Consider the following 22,502-nt stretch of genomic DNA (forward strand, 5'->3'; position numbering starts at 1 on the left):
AGGGATGCAACGATCAAGGAATATGGGCTTGATTCTGAGATACGGTACCGCGATGCACTCGATACGACCTACATCTCGGACCCGATGAAAGTCACAATCAATGTGAAAAATCTGACCGGTCTTTCCGGCATCATCTCCCAACCGGTCTACCTTTCCCTTATTATTGCGGCCATCATCGGCATTGTCTATGTTGCTTTTCACTTTATCATGAAGAAGAAGAGATAATCATCCTTTGATTTTGGGCATTGGCATCATCGTTATTTAAAAACATCCTGTTTTTTTATATCAGTCTCGTCTTTCATCCGGCCATTGGCAGTAAAAAATTGCGAATTTTTAATTGTTTTGTACACAGGTATTTACCGGGGGAGAACCGAACAAGAACATACCGCAAAATGACACGGGCAGACAGTTTGAGTAACAATCGGGTATCCTGGCGTAGTGGATTCTTATGGTTCACTGCCGTCTGTTGAATGTCAATGGGGAAAACAATCAGGATTGCCGGCTTAACCTTGTTAGGACTTTGAAAAATGTTATTCCTTAAAAAAGATCTACCTTATGTCGGTTATAAGATAACAACGGGGTGATTCGAACGGGTGTTTTCCGGTACGACAACAAGTATGCTGCGCCGACAAAGGAGCAGCGCGAACGGTACATGAAAGGGGACTGCGAGGAGCATCTCTTCGGGCCGGATGACCAGATCATGCTCATCGTGTACGACGAAGCGGCCTACCTCAAGGACGACATTGATGGCACGAGGATCCTCTTTACCGGGGCAAAGGACAAGGGGAAAGTGTACGACGAAATACAACGCCTGCTTTCCGAGCACGCGAACCGGGAAGACGGCAGCCAGTCGTTTACGAGCGGAAGCAAGAGGGTATAAGGATTTACTAAAGAACAATTTTTTAGCTCATTAAAAAATCCATCACATCAATAAGTGACTGCCAAAAACGATCCTGCACGAAGTGCAGGCCCGGAAGAAAAAAGAGTTGATCAGTTGGACTTGGACGCGAGATCAACGTCTTCTTTCTTGATGGTCTTTCTTCCGGCATGCTCGGCAAGCTTGTTTGATTCCTTGGTGAGCTGGGCGATGTACTTTTCAGCCTTGACCACAAGGGCTTCAGCTGCATCGCTGCCCACTCTTTCGGCTCCGTTCTTCTTTGCAATGCGTACAACTGCGGCGATTGGTAAATCTGCCATTTTTCTTACCTCAACAAGAAAGTATATTGGTAGATATAAAAACTTTTTGGGAAAATACCCCATTTTGCTGACTAAAATGATATCGGAAGGCTTGCCGAACCGTACAGGCAAAACGCGCCACGGAATTTCGCAGAATATTTTTTATTAGCAAATTTCAGGTTATTTTGGAAAACAAGCCACTTTAATCGATTAAAATTTATTCTAACAATGATGCTGCGAGCAATAGCGCATTCGTGTAATCCGGTGAGGCGCGCGAGGTATCCACAAAAATTCTATCGATATTTACGACCGGGGCCCCATGTCCGTGCCCGGCTCCAAGAAAGGCGAGCGTACGGAAGACCAGGTTACCGGATATTCCATCCGGTGCGATAATCAGGCCGCATGACTCGATCGCATCCTCGATAAGGATCTCGTAGTGCACGGCATCGCCAAGTTTTGCGACAAGTTCGGCATCCGCCATGCTCCGGTCCACACGGGTATGCCGGCCGACATCCCCGAACCGGCCTCCCGAGAGAACGCCCACTTTCTCAGGAAGACCAAACCGGCGGGCAATCTCCCGGCCTTTGCGGATTAGCACAAGCTTGTCAGAGACCGTCCACCCCTCATCAATGCCCACGGGAGCAAACAGGAATTTTTTCCCGCCCGCAGTCTCCAGAAGCGCTATCCGTTCGAGGTGGTCGACTCCTGCGGCGACTTTAAGCGCCTGCAGGGTGGCGTTTGCCGGCAGTGTGCCCCGGACTGCCGCATCGATCACGCCCGCCATCAGGTCAGAAACAAGCGCTGATTCAGGAGCCCCGCTCTCCGCCATCCGCACACGTGGATGGCCGGGAGGGATTTTCGCGGTACCCGGCCGCAAATAGCAGACAATATCGCACGGGAAATGTACGCGGCACGCGCTATCGATGACCTTTTCTGCATCCGCACCGATGCCGATCCCGATCGTTTTTACTGCGGCCTGCATGACGCATCATCCGGGGAGAGACAGGTGATCCCGTTCTCGGCAAAATCAAAGACCTCTGCCTCGTTTCCGTCATACCGGATCCTGAGCCGGCGCGTAGTATCTACGGTACCGATGACCTGTGCGGTCATGCCAACAGCAGCAAAGCGCCGGATCAGTTCGCTCGTGTGTTCCTGTCGCGCAGTCAGGACAAAACCCATCCCGGGGTACATCTTTACCCACTGTTCAAACGTCATATTGTTCGCCGCAAGATCTGGCGTTGGCACACGATCGAGATCAAGCTGTGCCCCTTTCCCGCTTACCTCTAAAAGCATCCCGATCGTCCCGATAAGGCCGGGGTTGCTGATATCTTTTCCCGAGGTAACGAGATGATCCCGCCCGATCTCTTCCAGAAGCGCAATCTGCGCACGCACCTGTGCAGCAGACTTCATAGTGACCGAATCCCAGTTGAGCGCACAGGAGGGGTGGACGCGTCCGGTAAGATCGATGGCAGCGATGATGCAATCACCTTCCTTTGCAGTGTTGGAATAGATGATCGAGTCAAGCCGGGCAGCACCAAGGATCGAGACATCGATCACGCTATACGGCGCATCGGGATGAAGATGCCCGCCTACAATCGGCACGCCGAACTGAGCGGACGCATCATGCATCCCTTTAACCACCTGCTCGTGGATGTGGGTATTTTTCGGCATCGAGAATACATCCACCATCGCTATCGGTTTCCCGCCCATAGCGGCAATATCATGGACATTAACAAGGACCGAGCAATACCCGGCCCAGTACGGGTCGGCCTCCATGAGCCGGCTCCAGATGCCATCGGCGGCAAGGAGAAGCGCCTCACCATTGTGCTCAATGACTGCCGCATCCTCACCAAACGAGGCAACAACATGGGGCGCATCGATCCTGAGTGCCTTGACCATCTCTCCGATGGCATGTTTCCTCCTTACGCCTTCATATTCCCTGACTACTTGCGCAATCTTTGTTGTGGAACGGTCAGAAACCACTATTGTCACCCGGGTAAATATCGGAAAATAAAATCCTGTACGCTATGTGTGGCCTCATCAGAGATAATTTATTTGATGTGGGGTCGACTCTGTTGGTATGGAGTGGGCTGAGAAATACCGTCCGGAACACCTTGCGGATATTGTCGGCAACACCACCGCGATCCGCCAGATGGCGGACTGGGCCCGGACCTGGACATTCCGGTCAAAACCTCTCATCCTGTACGGCAAGCCCGGGATAGGAAAGACGTCCTCTGCCTACGCGCTCGCCCGCGATTTGAACTGGGATGTGATCGAGCTCAACGCGAGCGACCAGAGAACGGCCGCTGTGATCGAACGGATTGCCGGCGCGGGCAGCACCACGGCAAGCCTGACCGGGTCAGCACGGAAACTTATCGTGATGGACGAGGCCGACAACCTGCAGGGAACCTCCGATCGGGGCGGGGCAAAAGCAATTATCGAATGCATAAAAAACGCCCGGCAGCCCATTCTTCTCATCGCAAACGATCTTTACGGCCTTGCCCCGGAGCTCCGTGTGCGCTGCGAGCCGGTCCAGTTCAGGGCTCTTCCGGCCCGGTCCATCGCCCCCCGGCTCAAATATATCTGTGCAAACGAGAAGGTCGCCTGTTCGGAAACAGCGATCCACGAGATAGCCGAAAGTGCCGGGGGGGACATGCGGGCAGCTGTGAACATGCTCTATGCCTCGGCGATCGGCCGCGAATCGCTTGACGGGGACCAGGTACATACCTCCCAGAAGGATGACCGGGTCTCGATCTTCTCACTCGTATCTGCGATATTCTCAAAGACCCCTGATGAGGATCTGATGAGACTATCATGGGATGTCGATGATACCCCGGAAAATATTGAGCAATGGATAGAGGGGAACGTGCATGTTATTGCCGATCCCGTCGCCGTGGAACAGGCCTACCGCTCGCTTGCGCGTGCCGACGAATATATCGGGTATACCTACCGGCGCCAGTACCACACGCTCTGGAGGTATGCAACAGCGGTGATGCTTCTCGGTGTCGCCGATGCAGCAGGGGGAAAAGGTATCCACACCCGTATCCTGCCCCCCGAGCGCTGGCAGAAGATGTCCACGGCAAAAAAGCAGAAGGCGATCCGGTACACCGTGCTCTCGCGCCTTGCTGCCGCCATGCAGATTCCCCAGACCACCCTGCGCGAGAAGTACCTGGGCACCATCACTCTTCTCGTAGAGAACGCCCCCGAAACCTTCACCCGCGAACTGATGCTCGACGCAGACGGGCTCAACTTTTTCTTAAACGACCGGGCCCGGTCACTGGAGATTGTAAAGTCAGTAACAAAGACAGAACGTGAAAAGGAACTGGATCAGAAGAAAAAAGGCAGGAAAACAAAAACCGGCACTACCGGCGAAGAGCACGATCCGGCCGCACCCCCGGAGACCAAATCTCTAAAGACCGTCGCCGATACACCACCGGAAGTGCAAACGACCCCACCTGCCCCGGATACACCCGATAAGAAACCGGTGGCCAATAATCAGTCCACACTTTTTGATGGGTTCTGACCGCGCCGGTAATAATAGTGGAGCGGTACTCCGCAGTCAACAATCTTTCCGCCGTCCCCGTAGGATTCAAAACCAAGATGATAAACCACAAGGTCGCAGTCAAGCTTTTTCGCCAGCGCGACGAGCGGGGGGATCATCTCTTCTGCCGGGCGGACAGCATACAGGACATCGGCGCCTGCATAGCAGGACAGGTCGGGTGAAAAGATATCATCACGGGTAAAGGACAGCCAGTCCGGTAACAGGCACGGGTGAATATCGATGGCCCGTATGCTTATCCCCGCATCGTGAACGCACCGCGCGGCATCAGGATTTTTTCCCACACCAATCTCGACGGGATGGTGATAATGTGCTGCAATATATGCGCCGACGCAGTGCTCAATATGTTTATAGCCATCCATCCAATAGAACTCAGCGATGCGGCTCCATATCTTTTGGGATCAACTTTCCCCGGAAGGCCTCCAGCTGCCGGTCGGTCGGACGATCGCGACGGTGACCGGGATACCTGTCGGGGTTATTGAGAACCCGGTGCGTATTATGGGTTTTGTAAATGCGCGAAAACAGATCGATGCGCAGGTGGAGCTGGACCATCTGGCTGCCTACAAACACCAGCACCGGATTTCAGATCCCATCCTTCTTGTCGTCAGCCAGGATCTTTTCAATCCCGGCCATTCCGCCCTTTTTGGCCTTGCACGGGAATCTACGGGTGTTGCGGTGATCTCCACGGCCCGGCTCACGAACGAGTATTACGGGCTTGACGCAAACGACGATGACCTGATCGATCGGCTGGTAAAGGAGGGGGCACACGAAGTCGGCCACCTGCTGGGCCTCGCCCACTGCCGCAACCGCGAGTGCATCATGTTCTGCCCGGACACGCTCGATGAACTTGACGGGAAAAAGAAATGCTTCTGCGATGCCTGCAGGAAGCAGATTGAACAGAAACTCATGCCACAGATCGACCAGATCTGATACGTTTTCATTGGATTTTGTGTAAGGACCGGAGACTACCTTACTTCACAACAATTATGTAGAGGGAAACAAAAATGCACCCGCATACACTCCTCCCGTTGATTCTCTCCGGGAGAGACATACGGTGCAGACATGTTCAAACGGGTTCTTGTTGCTACTGATTTCTCACGTCATGCAGACCGGGTGCTGGAATGCATCGGGGAGATCCCCGGCATGGAGGAGATTGTTCTCCTGAACGTACTGGACGGGGAGCCTGACAAATCGTCTGTACCACAGGCACAGATGCTCGAAAAAAAAGAACGCTTCCTTGCCCCGCTTGGCGTCCCGATCCGGTCGCTCGTGGTGCAGAGCGAATACGGGGATATCGTGCGCGGGATCACCGGCACCGCCACCCGGGAGCGGGCGTCGCTTATCGTGATGGCGGCCCGGGGAAAAAACCTGCTCCGAACGCTGGTGCTCGGGAGCGTCTCAAAAGGTGTGATCGGGACGAGCACGACCGATGTCCTCGTCCTGCACTTTCGGGGCGAAGATGCACCGGACACGGAGAACCTGGAGAGTTACTGCCAGAATATTTTTTTTAAAATCCTCTGCCCGGTGGACTTCTCAAAACCCACGGCCGATATTCTCGCATTCCTGTCCGGCCTGCCGCTGGTAAGAGAGGTTATTCTCCTGCACGTACTCCCCGTACCAGTCCCGGGTGAAGATCGCAAGATAGAAACCGCACACGCCACCGCACAACTTGATGAACTGAAGTCTGCGCTGAACATTCCTGCACACAGGGTACGAACCGTCGTCAGGTTCGGCGACCCGGCCGGGGAGATTGCAGCGTGTGCAGAAAAAGAGGATGTTTCCCTTATCCTGATACCCCGGTACGGGAGCAGGGATTATGCCACGAATATCCCGCTCGGCCGGATCGCTTCTGCTGTGGCAGGCCGGGTGCAACGTCCATTTCTCATCCGGTACCCCCACATTCACCTTGACGTCGAGGCCCGCGAGCTGTCGGCAAAGGAATTTGACCGGGCAGAAACGGTATGGCTGGGATATCACCAGCAGAAAGCCGACCGGAACACCGACCGGATCTTCGGGGTTTTTGTTGAAGGGGAACTTGCCGCAGTCGCCCGCTGCCGGAGGCACCAGGACGGTCTCGAAGTTGACGGCGTATTTGTCGATGACCAGTACCGGAACAGGGGCTATGCAAAAAAAGCAGTACAGGCACTTGTTGCCGCGTGCGGCACAGAGACGCTCTTCATGCACTCCACGCTGCCGCTTGTCACCTTTTATTCCTCGTTTGGTTTTACCCCTATATCCGAGCAGGAACTGCCGGAGGGTATCCGGACCCGGTTTGATTTTGCCGGCGGCAATCTCAAAGGTGCAAACGCAGCACCCATGCGCCGCCTGCCTACTGCCGACCGGTAAAAACAAGAGATCTGGGGGCGGTCATCCAGGCAGGGGCAGGACCTCGATCTCCATTGTACTAATCTTCTCGTAGATCTTTCTGGACCGGATAATCGGCCAGAGCTCATAGAGCAGCACGGTGATCGGTTCCCACATCGCCGCCCACCCGATGATCAACAGTGAGTCGGACAGGAGCTGGGCCAAAAAATGATTATTCATTGTCGCAACGATCTGGCGGGCAACCAGTGCGACGGCCAGAAACACGAGCCCGATGAGAAGACTGATCCGGCCAAACCGGAATTTTGACCGGAATTTGCGGTCAGCAACAAGCATCCGGTAATGGAAATGGGTGTGGATGGCGGGGATGATCTTCTTTGCCTCTTCACTTGCGACAAGAGCGGGCGGCAGGTAAATGTGGATTTTGAATTTTGTCTTTGCCGGGAAATCCCGGACCGTATCCACGATATAGTGTTCAGCTTGGGTATCGATCTCTTTCTCGTAGAACGGTGCCGGGTCAAAGGAGTTGAAGAGCTGGATCACAGACATCAGCTTAATCTCGATCAGAACCCGGCCATCCTCTTTGTGGTACATCGACTCGATATCCCGGACCGGCTCTGATGCGAGTGGCATAGTGCTTCTGTAGAGCGGGAGAGTCTATAAACTTCACGAACCGGAAAGGTCCTGGCCGGATTTTCGCTTATGGGGGAAACTCCAGACGGGCAGCTGGTCAAAATAGAGGTCACGTACCACCAGGATGACCCCGGTCTTATTCGCCAAAAAGTAACTTAAAAAAAATCTGCTGGCAGGAATACCCGGATTATTCCTTGTCCTTTACGTACAGGATGCCTTCCGGCTCCCGGTAGTCGGTTTTAATGACGAGGGTATTTGAGATCCGGTTGAAAACCCGGAGTTTTGTCTGCGGCATCGCAAGCCACCCGATCAGGCAGTCAAGGGCAAGAACGGGAAGAAACGCCTTGCCGAGGCTCTCGATGGCGGCCGTGCCCCAGTGGATCTTTGTGCCGTCGCGGTTCACGACACGGATATTCATCACCATCTTTCCGATGGACTGGCCCTTGTAACTCTCGCAGATGGTCCAGTACAAAAAGAAGATGAGAATGTCAACCCCATAATCAAAAAGTCCCAGGTGCCCGAGATCCCAGATCGTGTGAACCTGCCAGAAGGGTTCGAGAATGCCCCGGACAATGTTTAAGAAAAGTATCACAAGGATCATATCGATAAGCCATGCCCAGAGCCGGGTAGACCACTTGGCAAGATAGAGGGTCCTGCCATGATCCATCAGGGGATGCTCAGGCTCTGCCACCGGAAGTGGTTCCAACACCGGCACGGGTGTCGGTACCGGTTCTGGTAAGGGGGAAGTTCCCGGAAATGCGTCTGCCATAGTATCATAATTATCTGCAGTACGAGTGAATGAAGGTTGCGAACCGGGACAATTGTTCCGGCACCGCCCCGGCCTTTTTATAGACAAACCATTTAATCCGCAGAAGAGATAACGGTACAAAATCAGGCAGACCGGACGGTGTGCACATGACTGAATCGGTTATTACCGAATTTAATGGGGCCAGGCGGGAGAAGATTATCAGGGTGTACCGCTATGGCGTGGGCGGAGTCCGCGTGTATGACAATCACGAATCCCTCCGCAGGCTCTATAAGTTTGTGCCAGGCGAGAACTTGATGACAGAGAACGATCCCGCACAGCCGGGAAAGATCCTCCGTCGCTGCGTGTTCGACAATTACGGGATGATCGAAGAGACGTTCTCGTTCGGGCGGCCTCCCCGGACGTTCCGCTACGAGGCCGGTGGACGGCAGATCGTGATGCGGGAAGGCGGGGATTACGGGGCGGTCGGGAAGACCTACTCGTTTGAAGGAAACGGTGTTGCCGAGACTGCGTTCGGGCGTGACGGGAGTATCGAACGGGTCTATGCCTTTGAACCCCGGGGCGGGGCGATTACTATCCGCACGGGCGGCTGGTACGGCGAAGCGGAGAGGACGCTTGTCTGCGACGGGATCGATGCGTCGGTCTTCCGTGAGCCCGAGGCCTTCCTCCAGTTCCTGACGTTTACGGAAAAAAGCCAGCGCGAGATCGATGCGGCCATTGACGAAGAGGTGGCAAAGATCCGGGCCGGGTCTGGTTCCGCTCCCGGGCAGAGCCGGTTTGCGTACACCGGGCCGCGACACACCGGGGAGAGCGGTTCTATACCCCCGGGAATGCCGGCGGCACGTGTCCAGGGACGCCCGGATATGCGTTCAGAAGGGCAGCATCCGGTGGCACGTATGGATGCACGGGATGATACTGCTATTGATTTTATTACCGACGCTGATTCTCCGAGAGACATCCCCCGGGGCCCGCCGGGCTCACGCGAGCGGAGCGCCGGGATCCCCTTTGACGAGCGCTGGCAGAGCGCGACTGACGGACGGGAGGGACTTTCCGCCGGCAGGAGCACCAGTATCCCTCTGGACGAGCGGTTCCGGAGTTCCCGGGAAGATGACCGGACCCTCACGAAGGGAAGAAGCGCAAGCATCTCGCTCGATGAACGGTTCCAGAGTTCCCGGGACGAAGATCGTACCCTGACAGAGGGAAGGAGTGCACAGATCCCACTTGAGGAGCGGTTCCAGAGCGCTGAAGACGAAAAAGGAGAACTGACTCCCGGCCGGAGCACCCAGATATCGTATGAAGAGCGCAAGGCCGGGAGAAAGATGCGGTAATCCCGGGAACCTTTTCACGCGAGAACGGTTGAAAAATAAATCTTAAAATTTTTGTCGGCTTTGTCATGAAAATTTTGAAAATTTCAGACGATGGAGCCGGCAAATGGAAATTCGAGTTTGGAGTGCAAAATTTTCATTGCTTTGGTGCGAAGTCTTTGACTTCATGCGGGTTTTTTTAGTGCTCATCGCACCGGAGCACGCCGCCGTGGCCGATGTCTTCGAGACTGTGTTCGTCGATCATGATCGTGACGAGTTCCGGGTCTATTTTCAGCGTTGAGACAAGGGTGTTCGTGAACTCTTTTACGATCCTGCGTTTCTGTTCCGTGGTCCAGCCTTTGCGAACTTTGAGTATTACGACGGGCATGGTAATTCCTTGAAGTACGATATGTGAACGGATGATATTTACTCTCTTGCGCGTTTGGATCAGCCGTGGCGGGTGAGGCGGGGCCGGACCGGGAACCGGAGATGGTGGAGGAGTTGATTCATCTCTGGTATTGATGGCACGGATACGTTCGCAGGTACTGAAGAGAGGGGGCATGTGTTACATTGCGAAGGTTACCCGGTCCCACCCATCCATCAGTGCCACCCACCCCACTTGGGGGTATCCCCTGTACAGCCAGGTACCCCCACGGGAGGTACCTCCCCGTTTTTAAAAACGCTTGGCCCGGTTTCTCCGGGAACTTCGTCGTGATTTGCAGCACGATGCTCCACAAAAAGAGGAGATACCCCGCCCGGGGGTGTACTCTCTTCCACGCCATACCCCATGAGGGGGTACCTCACTTGCCCGGGGGTACCCCCGGAAGCCACATCTCCTTTCGCGGCCGGGTGGCGGGGCAGGACCGGGCGGTGTGCGTAATTGGGGGACCGGAAAATTATAATCAAAAACCTAAATATTGATACTAAACTTACTCCCAAGAAATTTAACAATCCAAGCTTTTTGGCGAAACTCAATGAACAACCCTGTTTTTTGAAAGCATCAAGGATAATCTGCTTTAAGTGGTCGAGATCTCGTATGAAAGCCCGTGAGATGATCCATCGGATACTTTTCCAGATGAATTCTATTGGGTTCAAATCCGGAGAATACGACGGTAAAAAAACCAGATCTATCTTATTCAGTTCAGCTATTCCCGCGTTATATCTGCATGATGAGATCGGAGATTATCGAGAATGATAACAAGATTTGCATCTGGATTCATTTGGGTAATCGTCAATTATCGTACAGAGCTGTTTTACCTGACAAGAGTTTCGCCATTCCTCCCACTTCCGGGATGTTTAAGAGTTCCCGGATCCCATCCCGCGTATAAATCCGGTGACCACTTTTTTCCCCGGCATGTGAAACCGAACTGTTCAGCAACCCTGCAGAACTGTTCAAAACGGATATTCTTTGGAGGGGATTTCAGGATTTGATGCATCTCTGCTTTTTCATGGGCAAATCTTACGTATGGATTTCCTGATCTTCTTATCCCCGGCAGGTTAGTGGATCAGTTCGGTCTTAACGATCCCTCTCGCTGCGAGATGGAGTTTTTTATCTGCAGTTACCAGGGATGATGCACACTGTACCGCAGCGGCAAGGAACAGGGCATCGTATACGGTTATCCGGTGGTGGCATGCCAGATCATATGCTGCCGGTACCAGATCCTGTGCCGGTAGTACCTGGCAGGTCTCACGGATGAATGCCGTGCACTCGTCCAACATGTTTTTCACCGTTGCCGCATCCTGACCGGTATGGCTGCTCCGCTTCCATGCAACATTTGCAACTTCTGCATAGGCAAGATCAACGGTTATGCAGTCATGGCTTTCCGCGATCGCAAGGGATTTTCCGGAGATTTTCTCCGGAAAAAAGATCGCTGCCAGTATGCTGGAATCCAGTACTACATTATCGTGCATCGCGATCCGCCCGTATGGATTCTGCGGCAGGCAAACCCCCTTTGAGAGACCGGTGTGCTTCCCGCACCCGGGCCAGGATCTGTGCTTTGCGTTTCTTCCTGGCGGATCGTTCAATCAGAGTACGGATCTCCTCCTGCCACAAGGGATCATTGATTTCTTCGATTATCTTACGGATCCGGGCATCGATACGGATACTGTAAACAGAAGTTGTAGACATAGTATGTTGTTTACGCAGCAATCATATAAAATTTGTGAAGTGGAAACCAGTTACACGCTTGTTCCGGAATCTCGGATTTTCAGTACCGCGAAGACCCTTGCCCTCAAAGAAGTATGTCCCGGTTTTGGTACCTGTTTTCTTCTCGCTTGCTCAAAGCAGCAGTCGGTTCCCCTGTTTACTAAACGACGTGGGCAGGTCCCGAATCTGCCAACAGAGATCGATTACTGCCTGGCTGATCCGGAATCATGAGCTGGAATCGCTTTTTCCCTGCTTTTGGCCGGGTCGTCTCCTTCCTGCAACCCGCTGGAGATATACGCTGGAGGAAAGTGGCATATTCCGTGCATTTTCCATGAGACTGTCTACAAGTACCGCCTGCTCCCTGCTCCACTCGGCATTCGGTGTCCGTTTCAGCCATGCTGCATAAGATTGCGGACAAATGCCAGACGCTCGATCCCCCCTGCCTGCGTGAGGATCCCAAATCCACGTTCCTTCCTTTTAGTTCGCGGCAAAGAGGGCCGGAAAAGACACGCCATTCATTCCTTTATGTGCTCGTAAAACCGGCTGAACAGTAACAAACTAAAAAAAAGTAAAAAATTACAGACCTTCTTACAGCAGTCCTGGTGCCTTGACCCGGAATTTCTGCCAGAGCACACGGCCCATGACCCGGAACGTGTAATCCAGTTCGTCGAAACTGGGGATGTCGTGCTCTTTTAACATCTCCCGGCCCACGTTCAACGAGTCCCCGCCGAGCATGGTCACGATCAACCGGTTCTCGGTCTTTTCGGAGAACTTCAGGATCTGCCGTGCCAGTTGTTCCGAGGTGAGCACAAGGTTGGGGAAGTCGACGATAAAGGCCATGTCCCAGAGGTCCCCGTGTTTTGTCAGCACTTCAAATGTCTTCTCAAACCGCTTCTCGGTCGCATCTCCCAGGAGATCGATGGGGTTCCCCTTGTTCCAGAACTCGGGGAGGAACTCGTTGAGTTCTTCGATAACATTCTTGGGAAGATCGATAATATCGATACCGTACCTCTCCGAATAATCTGATGAGAGCACGGCAAACCCTCCGGCATTGGTGATGATAACTGCACGCTTCCCTTTCGGGTAACGCTTCGGGTGGGCGAGCATCCGCGCTGCAAGGAACGCACCGGTCAACGTATGTACTGCAATAACACCGGACTTGCGGAACGCTTCCATGTAGACATCGTACGAACCGGAGAGCGAGCCGGTGTGCGATGACGCGGCTGCTGAACCCCGGCGGGAAGACCCGGACTTGATCGCGATGACCGGCTTTGACTGCGCCACTTTCGACACAACTTCCATGAATGCCTTGCCATCATTGATCTGCTCGATGTACATGATGATCGCTTTCGTTTTCGGATCCTTCTCTACGTACTGGAGGTAATCGAGGAAGTCGAGGTCGCACTGGTTGCCGACCGAGATAACGTTCGAGAAACCGATATTCTGTGCAAGGCTCCAGTCCACGACCGTGTTGATAATGGCCCCGCTCTGCGAGAGGAACGCGATGTTACCGGGCTTTGGCGACTGGTGGACGTAGGTGGTATCGATGCCCCGTGGGGGAACAATAATGCCAAGGCAGTTGGGACCGATGAGCCGCGTGTGGTGCCCTTTCGCGATCGCCACGACCCGGTCCTCAAGCGCCTTGCCCTCAGGTCCCATTTCCTTAAACCCGGCAGTGACGATGATGACCATCGGAACACCCTTTGCACCGCACTCTTCAACTACTGACGGTACATGGATGGCAGGAACCGTGACAACTGCCATGTCAACCGGGGCCGGGATGGCAGAGATGGTGGGGTATGCCTTGAGCCCCTGGATCTCCGAACGCTTGTTGTTGACCGGGTAGAGTTGTCCCGGGAAATGCAGGAGATTATGCATGACGGCGTACCCCATCTTGGACGAGTCCTGCGAAGCGCCGATCACTGCGATCGATCGCGGGGTGAAATATTCTATTGGTACCGGGATGCGCTCTTTTCTCACCACTTCCTGTACAGTATCCGAAACGATCACGCGGGCATCGACCGCACAGGCACCGGATTCGTACAGCCGGAGCGGGTTGACATCGAACTCAACGATATGCTCATTCTCCGAAAAGAAGCGGCAGACATTCCCGATGATTCGAACAAGGGTTTCCTCATCCCGGGGTTTTGATCCCCGGTAGCCGGCGATAAGCGGGTACGCGTTGATCTCGTGAATCATCTGCCGGATTTCATCTTCGGTCACCGGCAGGATACGCAGTGTCACGTCCTTCATGAGCTCGACCATCGTGCCGCCCATACCAAACGTAATCACTTTCCCAAAGGCCGGGTCAGTTCTCCCGCCGATGATAAGCTCGAGGCCGGGTTCTGCCTGCTGCTCGACCATCACCCCGTCGATCTCTGCCTCGGCATTGTAGGTCTTCGCGTTGTCGATGATTTTCGTAAACGCACCAAGGGCTGCTTTTTTGCTGCCGATACCGACCATCACACCGCCCGCGTCGCTTTTGTGGACGATCTGCGGGGAGATGATCTTCATGACCACCGGGCATCCCATCTTCTCGGCCGCGGTGGCTGCATCCTCGCCGTTTTTCACGATCTGGTATTCAGGGACCGGGATCTCGTATTTCCGTAAAATGTCGTATCCTTCAGCTTCAGACAGCATCTTCTGGGTCACAATGTTCACCTCGTTTCATGGATTACGGAGATTTTGCATCGTTCTTTTCTCCACAGACTGTTTCTGGCATGCAGAAAAGAAAGGTCCAGGAACTGGACACAGGTGCATAACAGGATTCATTGATATAATAAGAAATTTGGCGATGCTTCATTTAAATGTACTGAAAGGTAAGCAATGCGCGAGATAGGGCAAACGGACAGGTATTTGAACGATTTTGACAATTCTGACCACAAAGATTAACTTTAATTCATCATTATTGATAATGTAGATTAGAGGAACATTATGGATGAGAGCGCAGATTCCGGACAGGAACCAAAATACTACACACCGGATCCTTCCTATCGCGTGCACAGCTGGATGGGGGATTACACCTGGACCTACAACGAATTTGTCAAAAACCCGGATAAATTCTGGGATAACATTGCAAAGCAACTCCACTGGTTCAAACCCTATGATAAAGTCAGCGAGTGGAACTACCCGTATGCAAAATGGTTTGTCAACGGCAAGACCAACATCACCTACAACTGCCTTGACCGGCACGTGCTGGGCGATCGGCGCAACAAGGTGGCGCTGATCTGGAAAGGCGAGCACTACAACGAGGAGCGGGTTTTTACCTACCGGCAATTGTACCGGGAAGTACAGAGATTTGCAAACGGTTTGAAAAAACTCGGCGTGGTAAAAGGCGACCGGGTCTGTATCTACATGCCGGTTATTCCTGAACAGGTGATCGCCATGCTCGCCTGCACCCGGATCGGTGCTATCCATTCCGTGGTATTCGGGGGATACGGGGCGGCAGCCCTCAACCAGCGAATTGTAGGTGCCGGCGCGAAGATTGTGATCACGGCCGATATGGCGATCCGGCGGGGGAAGGCAATCCCGCTCAAGCACGTAATCGAAGAGGCAATTATTGACGCCCCGACGGTTGAACACCTTATTATCCTGCGCCGTGAACAACGCACCCCGGTTGAAATCCACAGCGAGATGGAGATCGATTTCTACGATGTGATGGCTGACGTGGATGCCAACTGTCCTGCTGAGGTCATGGATGCGGAAGACCCGCTCTTTATCCTGTACACGAGCGGGACGACCGGCGCCCCGAAGGGGATTGTCCATACCTGCGGGGGGTACATGGTCGGGGCATACTACACGACCAAGTATATTTTTGACATCAAGGAGCACGATGTCTACTGGTGCACCGCAGACCCGGGCTGGATCACCGGCCATTCCTACGTGATCTACGGGCCGCTTTCGGTCGGCGCCACAGTCCTTATCACGGAGAGCACGCCCGATTACCCGGATCCCGGGATATGGTGGAAGATTGTCGAGGAGTACGGTGTCAATATCCTGTACACCGCCCCGACCGCAATCCGTATGTTTATGAAACTCGGGCGGGAATGGCCCGACAAGTACAACCTGAGTTCCCTGCGGGTGCTCGGTTCGGTCGGCGAGCCGCTCAACCCGGAAGCATTTGAGTGGTTCTACCACGTGATTGGGAGGGATAAATGTCCCATCGTGGATACCTGGTGGCAGACCGAGACCGGTATGCACATGGTAACCACGGTGCTCGGCGAACCTATGCGGCCGGGCTACGTTGGCAAGTCCATCCCCGGCGTTGTGGCGGATGTGGCAGACAAGGACGGTAAAAGTGTCGAACCGGGTAAGAGCGGCTTTCTCGTGATCCGGCAGCCCTGGCCTGCAATGATGCGGACGATCTGGAATAACGACGAACGGTACCGCAAGTACTGGGAGACTATTCCCGGGTGTTACATGGTGGGCGACCTTGCAATAAAACGCGAGGATGGGTACATCATGGTGATTGGCAGATCCGACGACCTTATCATTGTCTCCGGCCACAACATTGGCACGGCCGAGGTCGAGAGCGCACTTGTCTCCCACAAGGCAGTTGCGGAAGCCGCCGTGATCGGAAAGCCCGATCCACTCAAGGGGAACACGATCAAGGCGTTTGTCACGCTCCGTGTCGGCCATACCCCGAGCGAAAAACTGAAAAAAGAACTGATCTACCATGTACGGATCACGCTTGGGCCCATTGCCATGCCTTCGGAGATCGAGTTCACGGACTCGCTCCCCAAAACCCGGAGCGGCAAAATTGTCCGGCGCATTCTTAAGGCAAAAGAGATGGGCATGGATCCGGGGGACATCTCAACCCTTGACGAGTGATGCAGGTACCGGGCCACGATTCCATCCTTTTTTTATTTTTTGACACGTGATCGCCAGATCCTGTGCCGGACACAGATCTGCCAGAACGGGAATTTTTCTGACGGATAGTCACAATATCCGGGTTAGAAAAAAAACGGATCCGGCGGGTGTCCCGATTTATATATCCACCCCGCCGTTTAACCCGATGCATTTTTATAGGGTGATTGCCTTTCTTTATATGCTTTATAAATGGGGATAGACTAAAAACGATATCTCCGGCCATAAAAGAGATCGTGAACGAAAAGGTGATGAATGCCATGAAGGTCAAACCAGAGGATTCTCTTAAGATAGAAAACATCGTTGCTTCCGCAAAAGTGACGGATTACCTCGACCTGCCGGAACTTGCATCCAAGATCGAGGGTGCAGAATATAACAAGAAACGGTTCCCCGGTGTTGTACTGCGCATGCAGAATCCCAAGATCGCCGCGCTTGTCTTTGGTTCGGGAAAAGTAGTGCTGACCGGTGCAAAAAGTATCGACAACCTTTCAAAAGGACTTATTATTCTCGGAAACCTGCTCCGCAGTTTTAATATTGATATTCCCAAAAAACTCACCTATAAGGTCCAGAACATTGTCACCTCTGCCGATCTTGCGGTCCCGATTAACTTAAACAAAATCGCTGTCGGGTTTAACCTTGACCGGATCGAGTACGAACCCGAACAGTTCCCGGGTCTTGTCTACCGTCTCGAAGACCCCAAGGTCGTCGTTCTTCTCTTTGGCTCGGGAAAACTCATTATCACCGGAGGCAAGGTACCTGAAGACGCAAATAAGGCTGTGGTGAAGATCCTCGCGGATCTCCGCAGCCTTGGCCTGATGTAATACTTTTTTGGTTCTTTTTTAATCCTCAAAACTATCTCTCTTAACACGCTCTGGCGCTTTTTCACCAGTATTTTTTTCACCGGTATTATCTCTGCCCCACCCGGGGTACCCCCATAGAGCGATAATCTTCGGGAAGGTAATACGGACATCATCGCGAACGCATAAGGGTGAGGTTCGGAAGAACAGGCATGGTTCCCTTACACAACGGTACTTTTGCAAAGGAGTGAAAAAAAGAGGTGGGGGTGTTTCTCCCCGGTATGATGATGGATTCCTGTTGGATTGCTGGATCTTGTGAAGAGGTACTTGTGACATTCTGCCCTGATCGGGCATCAGAGGAAATGTAAATTAAATCATGTCTCTTTTTGGGTATCATCTCCATTTTTTTTAAATCTGTGGAGACTCTGCAGCCGGAGCCGGCAGATTCCCCGGTTTTTAGTGCCACCCCATTGCGCCTGCGCTGCCGATTACCAGGGTAAGGGCAGAAAATGCCATGAGTGCTGCATAGTAGATTTTTGGGGTTTTCATTCTGGATCTCCGGTATGTTTTTCCTGCAGGTGTTTGTACTTCCCGTACGAACACCACGTATCTTATGTTTTACATTTTGTAATAAATGCTTTCTGGATACCAGGAGGATAATTTAAAAACGGTTTGGGAAAGTGCGTGACCAAATCAGGTACAACCGGATAATTATGCAGGGAAAATTATCTCCCGTTGATGCCATTGCCGGGTGAAAACCGGTTGTGCCGGTAACCTGGTTACGGCGCTTTTAAAAATAATTGGGGATCCTTGCATATCCGGTGCTGGATCGGTGGTCGTTACCTCTTCTTTTCTACCATCGCCCGGATCTGCCGGATCATCGCGGAGAATTCCCCGGCCTCCGGTATTCCTTTGGCAAATTCCACGTCGCTGCACCGTTCGAGCAGTACCATGATCGCATCCGGCTGCCCCGCGTCTTTTGACGCAGCAAGCACCGGTCCGAGTTCGGCGTTCGTGAGTTCGCGCCGGTCCCCAAGATCGTACGAGAGGAAAATCCGGGTGGCCCGGCCGGCAAGGCCGTACGCGTCCCGGTAATCGTGCCGGTGAAAGGCTTCTTCTGCTTCGGCAAGCAGCCGCAGGGCCTCCTGCCGGTGATCAAACGGCACAGGGGTCGGGCGGGGTGGTAATCGTTCTGGCGGCAGGATCTTTGTTCGCCCTTTCAGGCGCCGGTACACCCACCATGCACAGATCGCAAGGATGATCGCAAGTGCCACGACAGAACCGATGAGGAGATAGTTTACTTTCCCTTGTTCCATCGCAAGCGAGATCTGCGTCACGTTCCCGTTGTCGACGGTTGCATTCACGTACGCCGGTGATCCCTTTTCTGAGAGATACGTGATGTTGACCGTCGCCCCGGAAAGGGTCACGTTCATGAGCGTCTGGTTTCTCCCGTATCCGTTCCCTGCAAGTTCACCCGTAAACGACTGGTAGGTCGCATTCGCGATCAGGGGTGCGGTCACGTTGACTGCCGCGGCTGACTGTTCGGTTACGAAGGGTACCGTCCCTCCCGACATGGTTCCCTGCAGGTTCACCTTATCCCCGGCTGCGTTCTGGTAGAGCATCGAAAAGGTGCCTGTATCGCCTTCTGTCGGGTTTGCGTTCATGGACTGACGGGTAAATCCGTCCGCTGCAAGGGTTTCGTTTGCCTGCGAGAGTAACGGATCGGCCGCGAGCCGCTCGTTAAACTCCTGCTGGTTCTTCTCTTTTTCTGCTGCCTCACGCTGGAGCTGTTCCTTAAGAGCAGCAGTGTCCTGCGACATCTGGCTGTTCTGGAGTGCGGACTGGGATGAGGATAAAGACTGCGATGACGACGAGTCCCGGCCGGCCTGCTGCTGGACTGATACCGACTGCTGCACGATCTGGACGGAACTGGTTCCAAAACCCGATGACGCTGCACTGCTCGTGCTCGTGACCTGCTTCTGTTGTCCCGATGAAGACTGCGAGGGGTTCTGCACGAAGTGGACAATAATTTCCGGCAGGGTCACTTCGGTGGAGGAGGGATTCGTGTACTGGAAGGCGACCTGGATTTTTACCGACTTTGGAACGTCCGATGTGCCGGCGCTGATGTTGAGGAATGAATTCCCTGACGGGATCGTTGTTGTGTAGACCCGGTTCTTGGTGCTCGTCATGACCGTCCCGGAACTTTGCAACTGCTCGACCGTGGTAAATTTCAGCGTTCCGTCAACCGCATCGGAATACGTGTTTGAGACCGGGAGGGCAATCTCTGCGATCTCGTTGAGCCCGAAATAATAATCTGTCTGGTCCGAACTTATCGTGATGCTGGCGGCAATGGTCGCCGGGACCAGCAGTGCAACAAAAAGGAGCAGGATGATACCTGCACGGTATGCCTTCATTGGATGATCCGCCCCCTGCCGTACCTGAGCCAGAGTTCAGCGCAGAGCAGGACGAGTGCCCCAAAAATGAAATAATCCTTGATGCTCGTGTCCTCTTTCTCGTGCACGATGTTCGGGGACAGGCCGGCGTACACATCCTTGAGGGTTCTCTCATCCACCGACTTGTAGTACTTGCCGCCGGTCTGGTCGGCGATGGACTGAAGCGTCGCTTCATCAAGCTGGGCATACTGAGGGTTACCCAGCCAGTCATAACCAAGGACGGTCGGGGTCGAAGACCCGAGGCCGACCGTGTAGACCGGGATGCCAGCGGATTTTGCAAGCGCGCTTGCCTCATCGGGCGTGACGACTCCTGCATTGTTGACGCCGTCCGAGAGCAGGATGATAACACTCTTCTTGTTGGGTACCGACCGGGCCATGTCCACGGCAAGGGCAAGGCCGTCACCGATCGCTGTCTCTCCCGATTTTGGGGAGATGGCCTCAATCTTCTCTTTAACCCGGTCCTTGTCCTGGCTCAGGTATGCTGCCGTTGTCGCACCGGACTCAAAGATCACGACCCCGGTAGAATCCTTCGGGTCGAGGCTCCCGACCAGCAGTCCGGCGGCGCTCTTTGCTGCCTCGATGCGCGAGGGCTGGTAGTCGGTCGCCTGCATGCTACCCGAGATATCCATGACGAGGATCACGTTCGTGCCCTCTTTTGTCTGTTCGAGCGGGATGTGGGGATCGGCCAGCCCGATCACGAGAAGGCCAATGACCGCAAGGGCGACGATAAAGAGGACATGCGTCCTCTTTGATTTCTGTGCATTACCGAGCGCCGACTTCACAAACGCGATCCGGGAGAACGCGATCGCTTCCTGCTTCTTTTTCCGGATGATATACCAGTAGACCCCGGCAAGGATCGGGATTACGACGAGTGCAAGGAGCCAGAGCGGCTCATAAAACCCGGACATAGCCAGACCTCCTCTGTGCGACCCCGGCAAAGAACCGTTTCAGCGGGATGTCGTAGGGTTCGTCGGTCAAAAGTGCGACTTCCCGGATCCGGTTGCGGGCAAACTCCGTGTGCATTTCGTCCTCTGCTCCCGTGACAAGGTCCCGGTACCGCTGCCGGAACGCCGGGTCCGAGGTATCGACAAGGATCTGCTCCCCCGTCTCCGAATCCTCAAGTTCGATGAGGCCCACGTCCGGCAGCTCCTGCTCGCGCGGGTCGGCGATCCGGATCGCAAGCACCTCGTGCCGGCGCCGCAGGATCCGCAGCGGCAGCGAGAACGAGGGCGAGGCAAAATCCGAGAGGATGATAACCGAGCTCCTGCGCGAGAGGATGGTGGCAAGGAATTTTACCGCGACCGAAAGATCGGTCTTCTGCGATACGGCCACGTGATCGATCATCACGTTGAAGAGAGACGCGAGGTGTTTCCGCCCCCTTTTTGCCGGGATGTATTTCTCCACCCGGTCACTGAAGAGCACGAGACCGATACGATCGTTGTTTTTTACCGCCGCAAACGCGAGGCTCGCGGTCACTTCGAGGATCTTTCTCTGTTTTGTCGTGTCTGACCCAAAGCCGGCAGAACCGGAGATATCCACGACAAAGTAGAAGGTCTGGTCTCGCTCCTCGGTGAACTCCTTGATGTACGGGTGGTTGTACCGTGCCGTCACCTTCCAGTCGATCGACCGGATATCGTCACCGGGCACGTACTCGCGGATCTCGGAGAACTCGACACCCTGCCCTTTAAAGACCGAGTGGTGGAGCCCGGACTGGAGCCCTTCGACAAGGACGCCGGTCGCGAGATCGATCTTCTTGAGCTGCCGGATCAGTTCGGTGCGGTCGTCCATATGGCATCCCCCGCACAGGATCTGGTAGTCACGGGCTGGCTGCACAGGGCAGACCGGCCCGGCACTGGCACTGCATGGGTCATGGCGATCACGGCACCTTGACGACACCAAGGATGCGGTCGATGATCCGGTCGGTGGTGATCCCGTCGGCCTCCCCTTCGTACGTCAGGAGGATCCGGTGTCGGAGGACATCGTGGGCAACAGCCTTGAGGTCCTCGGGGATCACGTAGCCCCGGCCGGCGAGCAGGGCATGGGCCTTGCCGCCGAGGACCAAAAAGATCGAGGCCCGGGGCGAGGCGCCAAGAGCGATGTATCTTGCCTCTTCGATGCCATACGCATCGGGATGCCGGGTCGCGTCCACGAGTTCGCAGGCATAACGCTTGATCGCCGCATCCGCGTACACCTTCTGCGTGAATGCCTGTATCTCGAGAATCTTTTCTTTCGTTACCACCTTTTTCGGGGTGACTGTCGTTCCTTCCGTGAACCGGTCAAGCACCGTGACTTCATCGTTCTTGTCCGGGTAGGTCATGAGCACCTTGAACATGAACCGGTCGACCTGCGCCTCAGGAAGCGGGTACGTGCCCTCCGACTCGATCGGGTTCTCGGTCGCAAGCACAAAGAACGGCCGGGCAAGCGTGTGGGTCTCGCCCTGGATCGTGACCTGCCGTTCCTGCATCGCCTCTAAAAGAGCC

At 54.2% G+C, this 22,502-nt stretch carries 22 protein-coding genes and 1 pseudogene; 8 read left to right on the top strand and 15 right to left on the bottom strand.

Annotated features, from left to right (window positions below; all coding sequences use genetic code 11):
- Together WCX19_RS13330 and WCX19_RS13335 are read left to right on the top strand one after the other, a co-directional pair.
- Positions 1-225, top strand: a pseudogene (locus WCX19_RS13330) (S-layer protein); the annotation flags it as partial.
- A 355-nt stretch (positions 226-580) separates the two neighbouring features.
- Positions 581-880, top strand: a complete 300-nt coding sequence (locus WCX19_RS13335; RefSeq protein ID WP_373008947.1) for a hypothetical protein — start codon at positions 581-583, stop codon at positions 878-880.
- Between the two features lie 110 nt (positions 881-990).
- Here the strand turns inward: WCX19_RS13335 and WCX19_RS13340 are convergent, their stop codons facing one another.
- The 3 genes from WCX19_RS13340 to WCX19_RS13350 all read right to left on the bottom strand — a co-directional run bounded on the left by WCX19_RS13340 (position 991) and on the right by WCX19_RS13350 (position 3,159).
- Positions 991-1,197, bottom strand: coding sequence for a histone family protein (locus tag WCX19_RS13340; protein WP_373008949.1), 207 nt, complete (start codon positions 1,195-1,197; stop codon positions 991-993).
- A 196-nt stretch (positions 1,198-1,393) separates the two neighbouring features.
- Entirely contained in the window at positions 1,394-2,158 is a 765-nt protein-coding gene (gene mtxX, locus WCX19_RS13345) for a methanogenesis marker protein Mmp4/MtxX (RefSeq protein ID WP_373008951.1), read from the bottom strand.
- Complete coding sequence (locus WCX19_RS13350; protein ID WP_373008953.1) at positions 2,143-3,159, bottom strand: methanogenesis marker 2 protein; 1,017 nt, start codon at positions 3,157-3,159, stop codon at positions 2,143-2,145. The genes mtxX and WCX19_RS13350 overlap by 16 nt, the downstream gene beginning before the upstream one ends.
- Positions 3,160-3,256: 97 nt before the next feature.
- On the opposite strand from WCX19_RS13350, the gene WCX19_RS13355 reads away from it, so the two are divergent.
- Positions 3,257-4,699, top strand: coding sequence for a replication factor C large subunit (locus tag WCX19_RS13355; protein ID WP_373008955.1), 1,443 nt, complete (start codon positions 3,257-3,259; stop codon positions 4,697-4,699).
- On the opposite strand, the gene WCX19_RS13360 is transcribed toward WCX19_RS13355, so the two are convergent.
- On the bottom strand, positions 4,672-5,097 hold the full coding sequence (locus tag WCX19_RS13360; RefSeq protein ID WP_373008957.1) for a UPF0146 family protein: 426 nt from the start codon (positions 5,095-5,097) through the stop codon (positions 4,672-4,674). The genes WCX19_RS13355 and WCX19_RS13360 overlap by 28 nt on opposite strands.
- A 16-nt stretch (positions 5,098-5,113) precedes the next feature.
- On the opposite strand from WCX19_RS13360, the gene WCX19_RS13365 reads away from it, so the two are divergent.
- Positions 5,114-5,665, top strand: a complete 552-nt coding sequence (locus WCX19_RS13365; RefSeq protein WP_373008959.1) for an archaemetzincin family Zn-dependent metalloprotease — start codon at positions 5,114-5,116, stop codon at positions 5,663-5,665.
- Between the two features lie 132 nt (positions 5,666-5,797).
- Entirely contained in the window at positions 5,798-7,081 is a 1,284-nt protein-coding gene (locus tag WCX19_RS13370; protein WP_373008961.1) for a GNAT family N-acetyltransferase, read from the top strand.
- A gap of 21 nt (positions 7,082-7,102) precedes the next feature.
- Here the strand turns inward: WCX19_RS13370 and WCX19_RS13375 are convergent, their stop codons facing one another.
- Together WCX19_RS13375 and WCX19_RS13380 are read right to left on the bottom strand one after the other, a co-directional pair.
- Positions 7,103-7,690 carry a hypothetical protein gene (locus WCX19_RS13375; protein WP_373008963.1) on the bottom strand — a complete coding sequence of 196 codons (588 nt, stop codon included), beginning with the start codon at positions 7,688-7,690 and terminating at the stop codon, positions 7,103-7,105.
- 187 nt (positions 7,691-7,877) lie between these two features.
- Positions 7,878-8,459: an RDD family protein gene (locus tag WCX19_RS13380; RefSeq protein ID WP_373008965.1), complete on the bottom strand. Its 582-nt coding sequence runs from the start codon at positions 8,457-8,459 to the stop codon at positions 7,878-7,880.
- Between the two features lie 146 nt (positions 8,460-8,605).
- On the opposite strand from WCX19_RS13380, the gene WCX19_RS13385 reads away from it, so the two are divergent.
- Positions 8,606-9,784: a hypothetical protein gene (locus tag WCX19_RS13385; protein WP_373008967.1), complete on the top strand. Its 1,179-nt coding sequence runs from the start codon at positions 8,606-8,608 to the stop codon at positions 9,782-9,784.
- Positions 9,785-9,959: 175 nt separating this feature from the next.
- Here WCX19_RS13385 and WCX19_RS13390 read toward each other — a convergent pair whose 3' ends face one another.
- The 5 genes from WCX19_RS13390 to WCX19_RS13410 all read right to left on the bottom strand — a co-directional run bounded on the left by WCX19_RS13390 (position 9,960) and on the right by WCX19_RS13410 (position 14,558).
- The gene (locus WCX19_RS13390; RefSeq protein WP_373008969.1) at positions 9,960-10,148 is read right to left on the bottom strand and encodes a 4-oxalocrotonate tautomerase family protein; all 189 of its coding nucleotides are present in this window, start codon (positions 10,146-10,148) and stop codon (positions 9,960-9,962) included.
- Positions 10,149-10,360: 212 nt separating this feature from the next.
- Positions 10,361-10,936 (bottom strand): transposase, encoded by a 576-nt coding sequence (locus tag WCX19_RS13395; RefSeq protein ID WP_373008989.1) that lies wholly within the window; start codon positions 10,934-10,936, stop codon positions 10,361-10,363.
- A 321-nt stretch (positions 10,937-11,257) separates the two neighbouring features.
- The gene (locus WCX19_RS13400) at positions 11,258-11,671 is read right to left on the bottom strand and encodes a type II toxin-antitoxin system VapC family toxin (RefSeq protein WP_373008971.1); all 414 of its coding nucleotides are present in this window, start codon (positions 11,669-11,671) and stop codon (positions 11,258-11,260) included.
- Positions 11,661-11,888, bottom strand: a complete 228-nt coding sequence (locus WCX19_RS13405; RefSeq protein ID WP_373008973.1) for a hypothetical protein — start codon at positions 11,886-11,888, stop codon at positions 11,661-11,663. Before WCX19_RS13405 ends, WCX19_RS13400 begins: the two co-directional genes overlap by 11 nt.
- Positions 11,889-12,494: 606 nt before the next feature.
- Positions 12,495-14,558 (bottom strand): acetate--CoA ligase family protein, encoded by a 2,064-nt coding sequence (locus tag WCX19_RS13410; protein ID WP_373008975.1) that lies wholly within the window; start codon positions 14,556-14,558, stop codon positions 12,495-12,497.
- A gap of 282 nt (positions 14,559-14,840) precedes the next feature.
- Between WCX19_RS13410 and acs the strand changes: the two genes are divergently transcribed.
- Complete coding sequence (acs, locus tag WCX19_RS13415) at positions 14,841-16,736, top strand: acetate--CoA ligase (RefSeq protein WP_373008977.1); 1,896 nt, start codon at positions 14,841-14,843, stop codon at positions 16,734-16,736.
- A gap of 296 nt (positions 16,737-17,032) precedes the next feature.
- Complete coding sequence (locus WCX19_RS13420) at positions 17,033-17,593, top strand: TATA-box-binding protein (RefSeq protein WP_373008979.1); 561 nt, start codon at positions 17,033-17,035, stop codon at positions 17,591-17,593.
- 815 nt (positions 17,594-18,408) lie between these two features.
- Here the strand turns inward: WCX19_RS13420 and WCX19_RS13425 are convergent.
- The 4 genes from WCX19_RS13425 to WCX19_RS13440 form a co-directional block, all read right to left on the bottom strand.
- Positions 18,409-19,983 carry a hypothetical protein gene (locus tag WCX19_RS13425; RefSeq protein WP_373008981.1) on the bottom strand — a complete coding sequence of 525 codons (1,575 nt, stop codon included), beginning with the start codon at positions 19,981-19,983 and terminating at the stop codon, positions 18,409-18,411.
- Complete coding sequence (locus tag WCX19_RS13430) at positions 19,980-20,930, bottom strand: VWA domain-containing protein (RefSeq protein WP_373008983.1); 951 nt, start codon at positions 20,928-20,930, stop codon at positions 19,980-19,982. Before WCX19_RS13430 ends, WCX19_RS13425 begins: the two co-directional genes overlap by 4 nt.
- Complete coding sequence (locus WCX19_RS13435) at positions 20,914-21,810, bottom strand: DUF58 domain-containing protein (RefSeq protein WP_373008985.1); 897 nt, start codon at positions 21,808-21,810, stop codon at positions 20,914-20,916. The genes WCX19_RS13430 and WCX19_RS13435 overlap by 17 nt, the downstream gene beginning before the upstream one ends.
- 88 nt (positions 21,811-21,898) lie before the next feature.
- On the bottom strand, positions 21,899-22,502 hold a 604-nt coding region (locus tag WCX19_RS13440), incomplete at its 5' end, for an AAA family ATPase (RefSeq protein WP_373008987.1).

Origin of the sequence: Methanoregula sp., from assembly GCF_041663825.1 — an archaeon.
GTDB lineage: Archaea > Halobacteriota > Methanomicrobia > Methanomicrobiales > Methanospirillaceae > Methanoregula.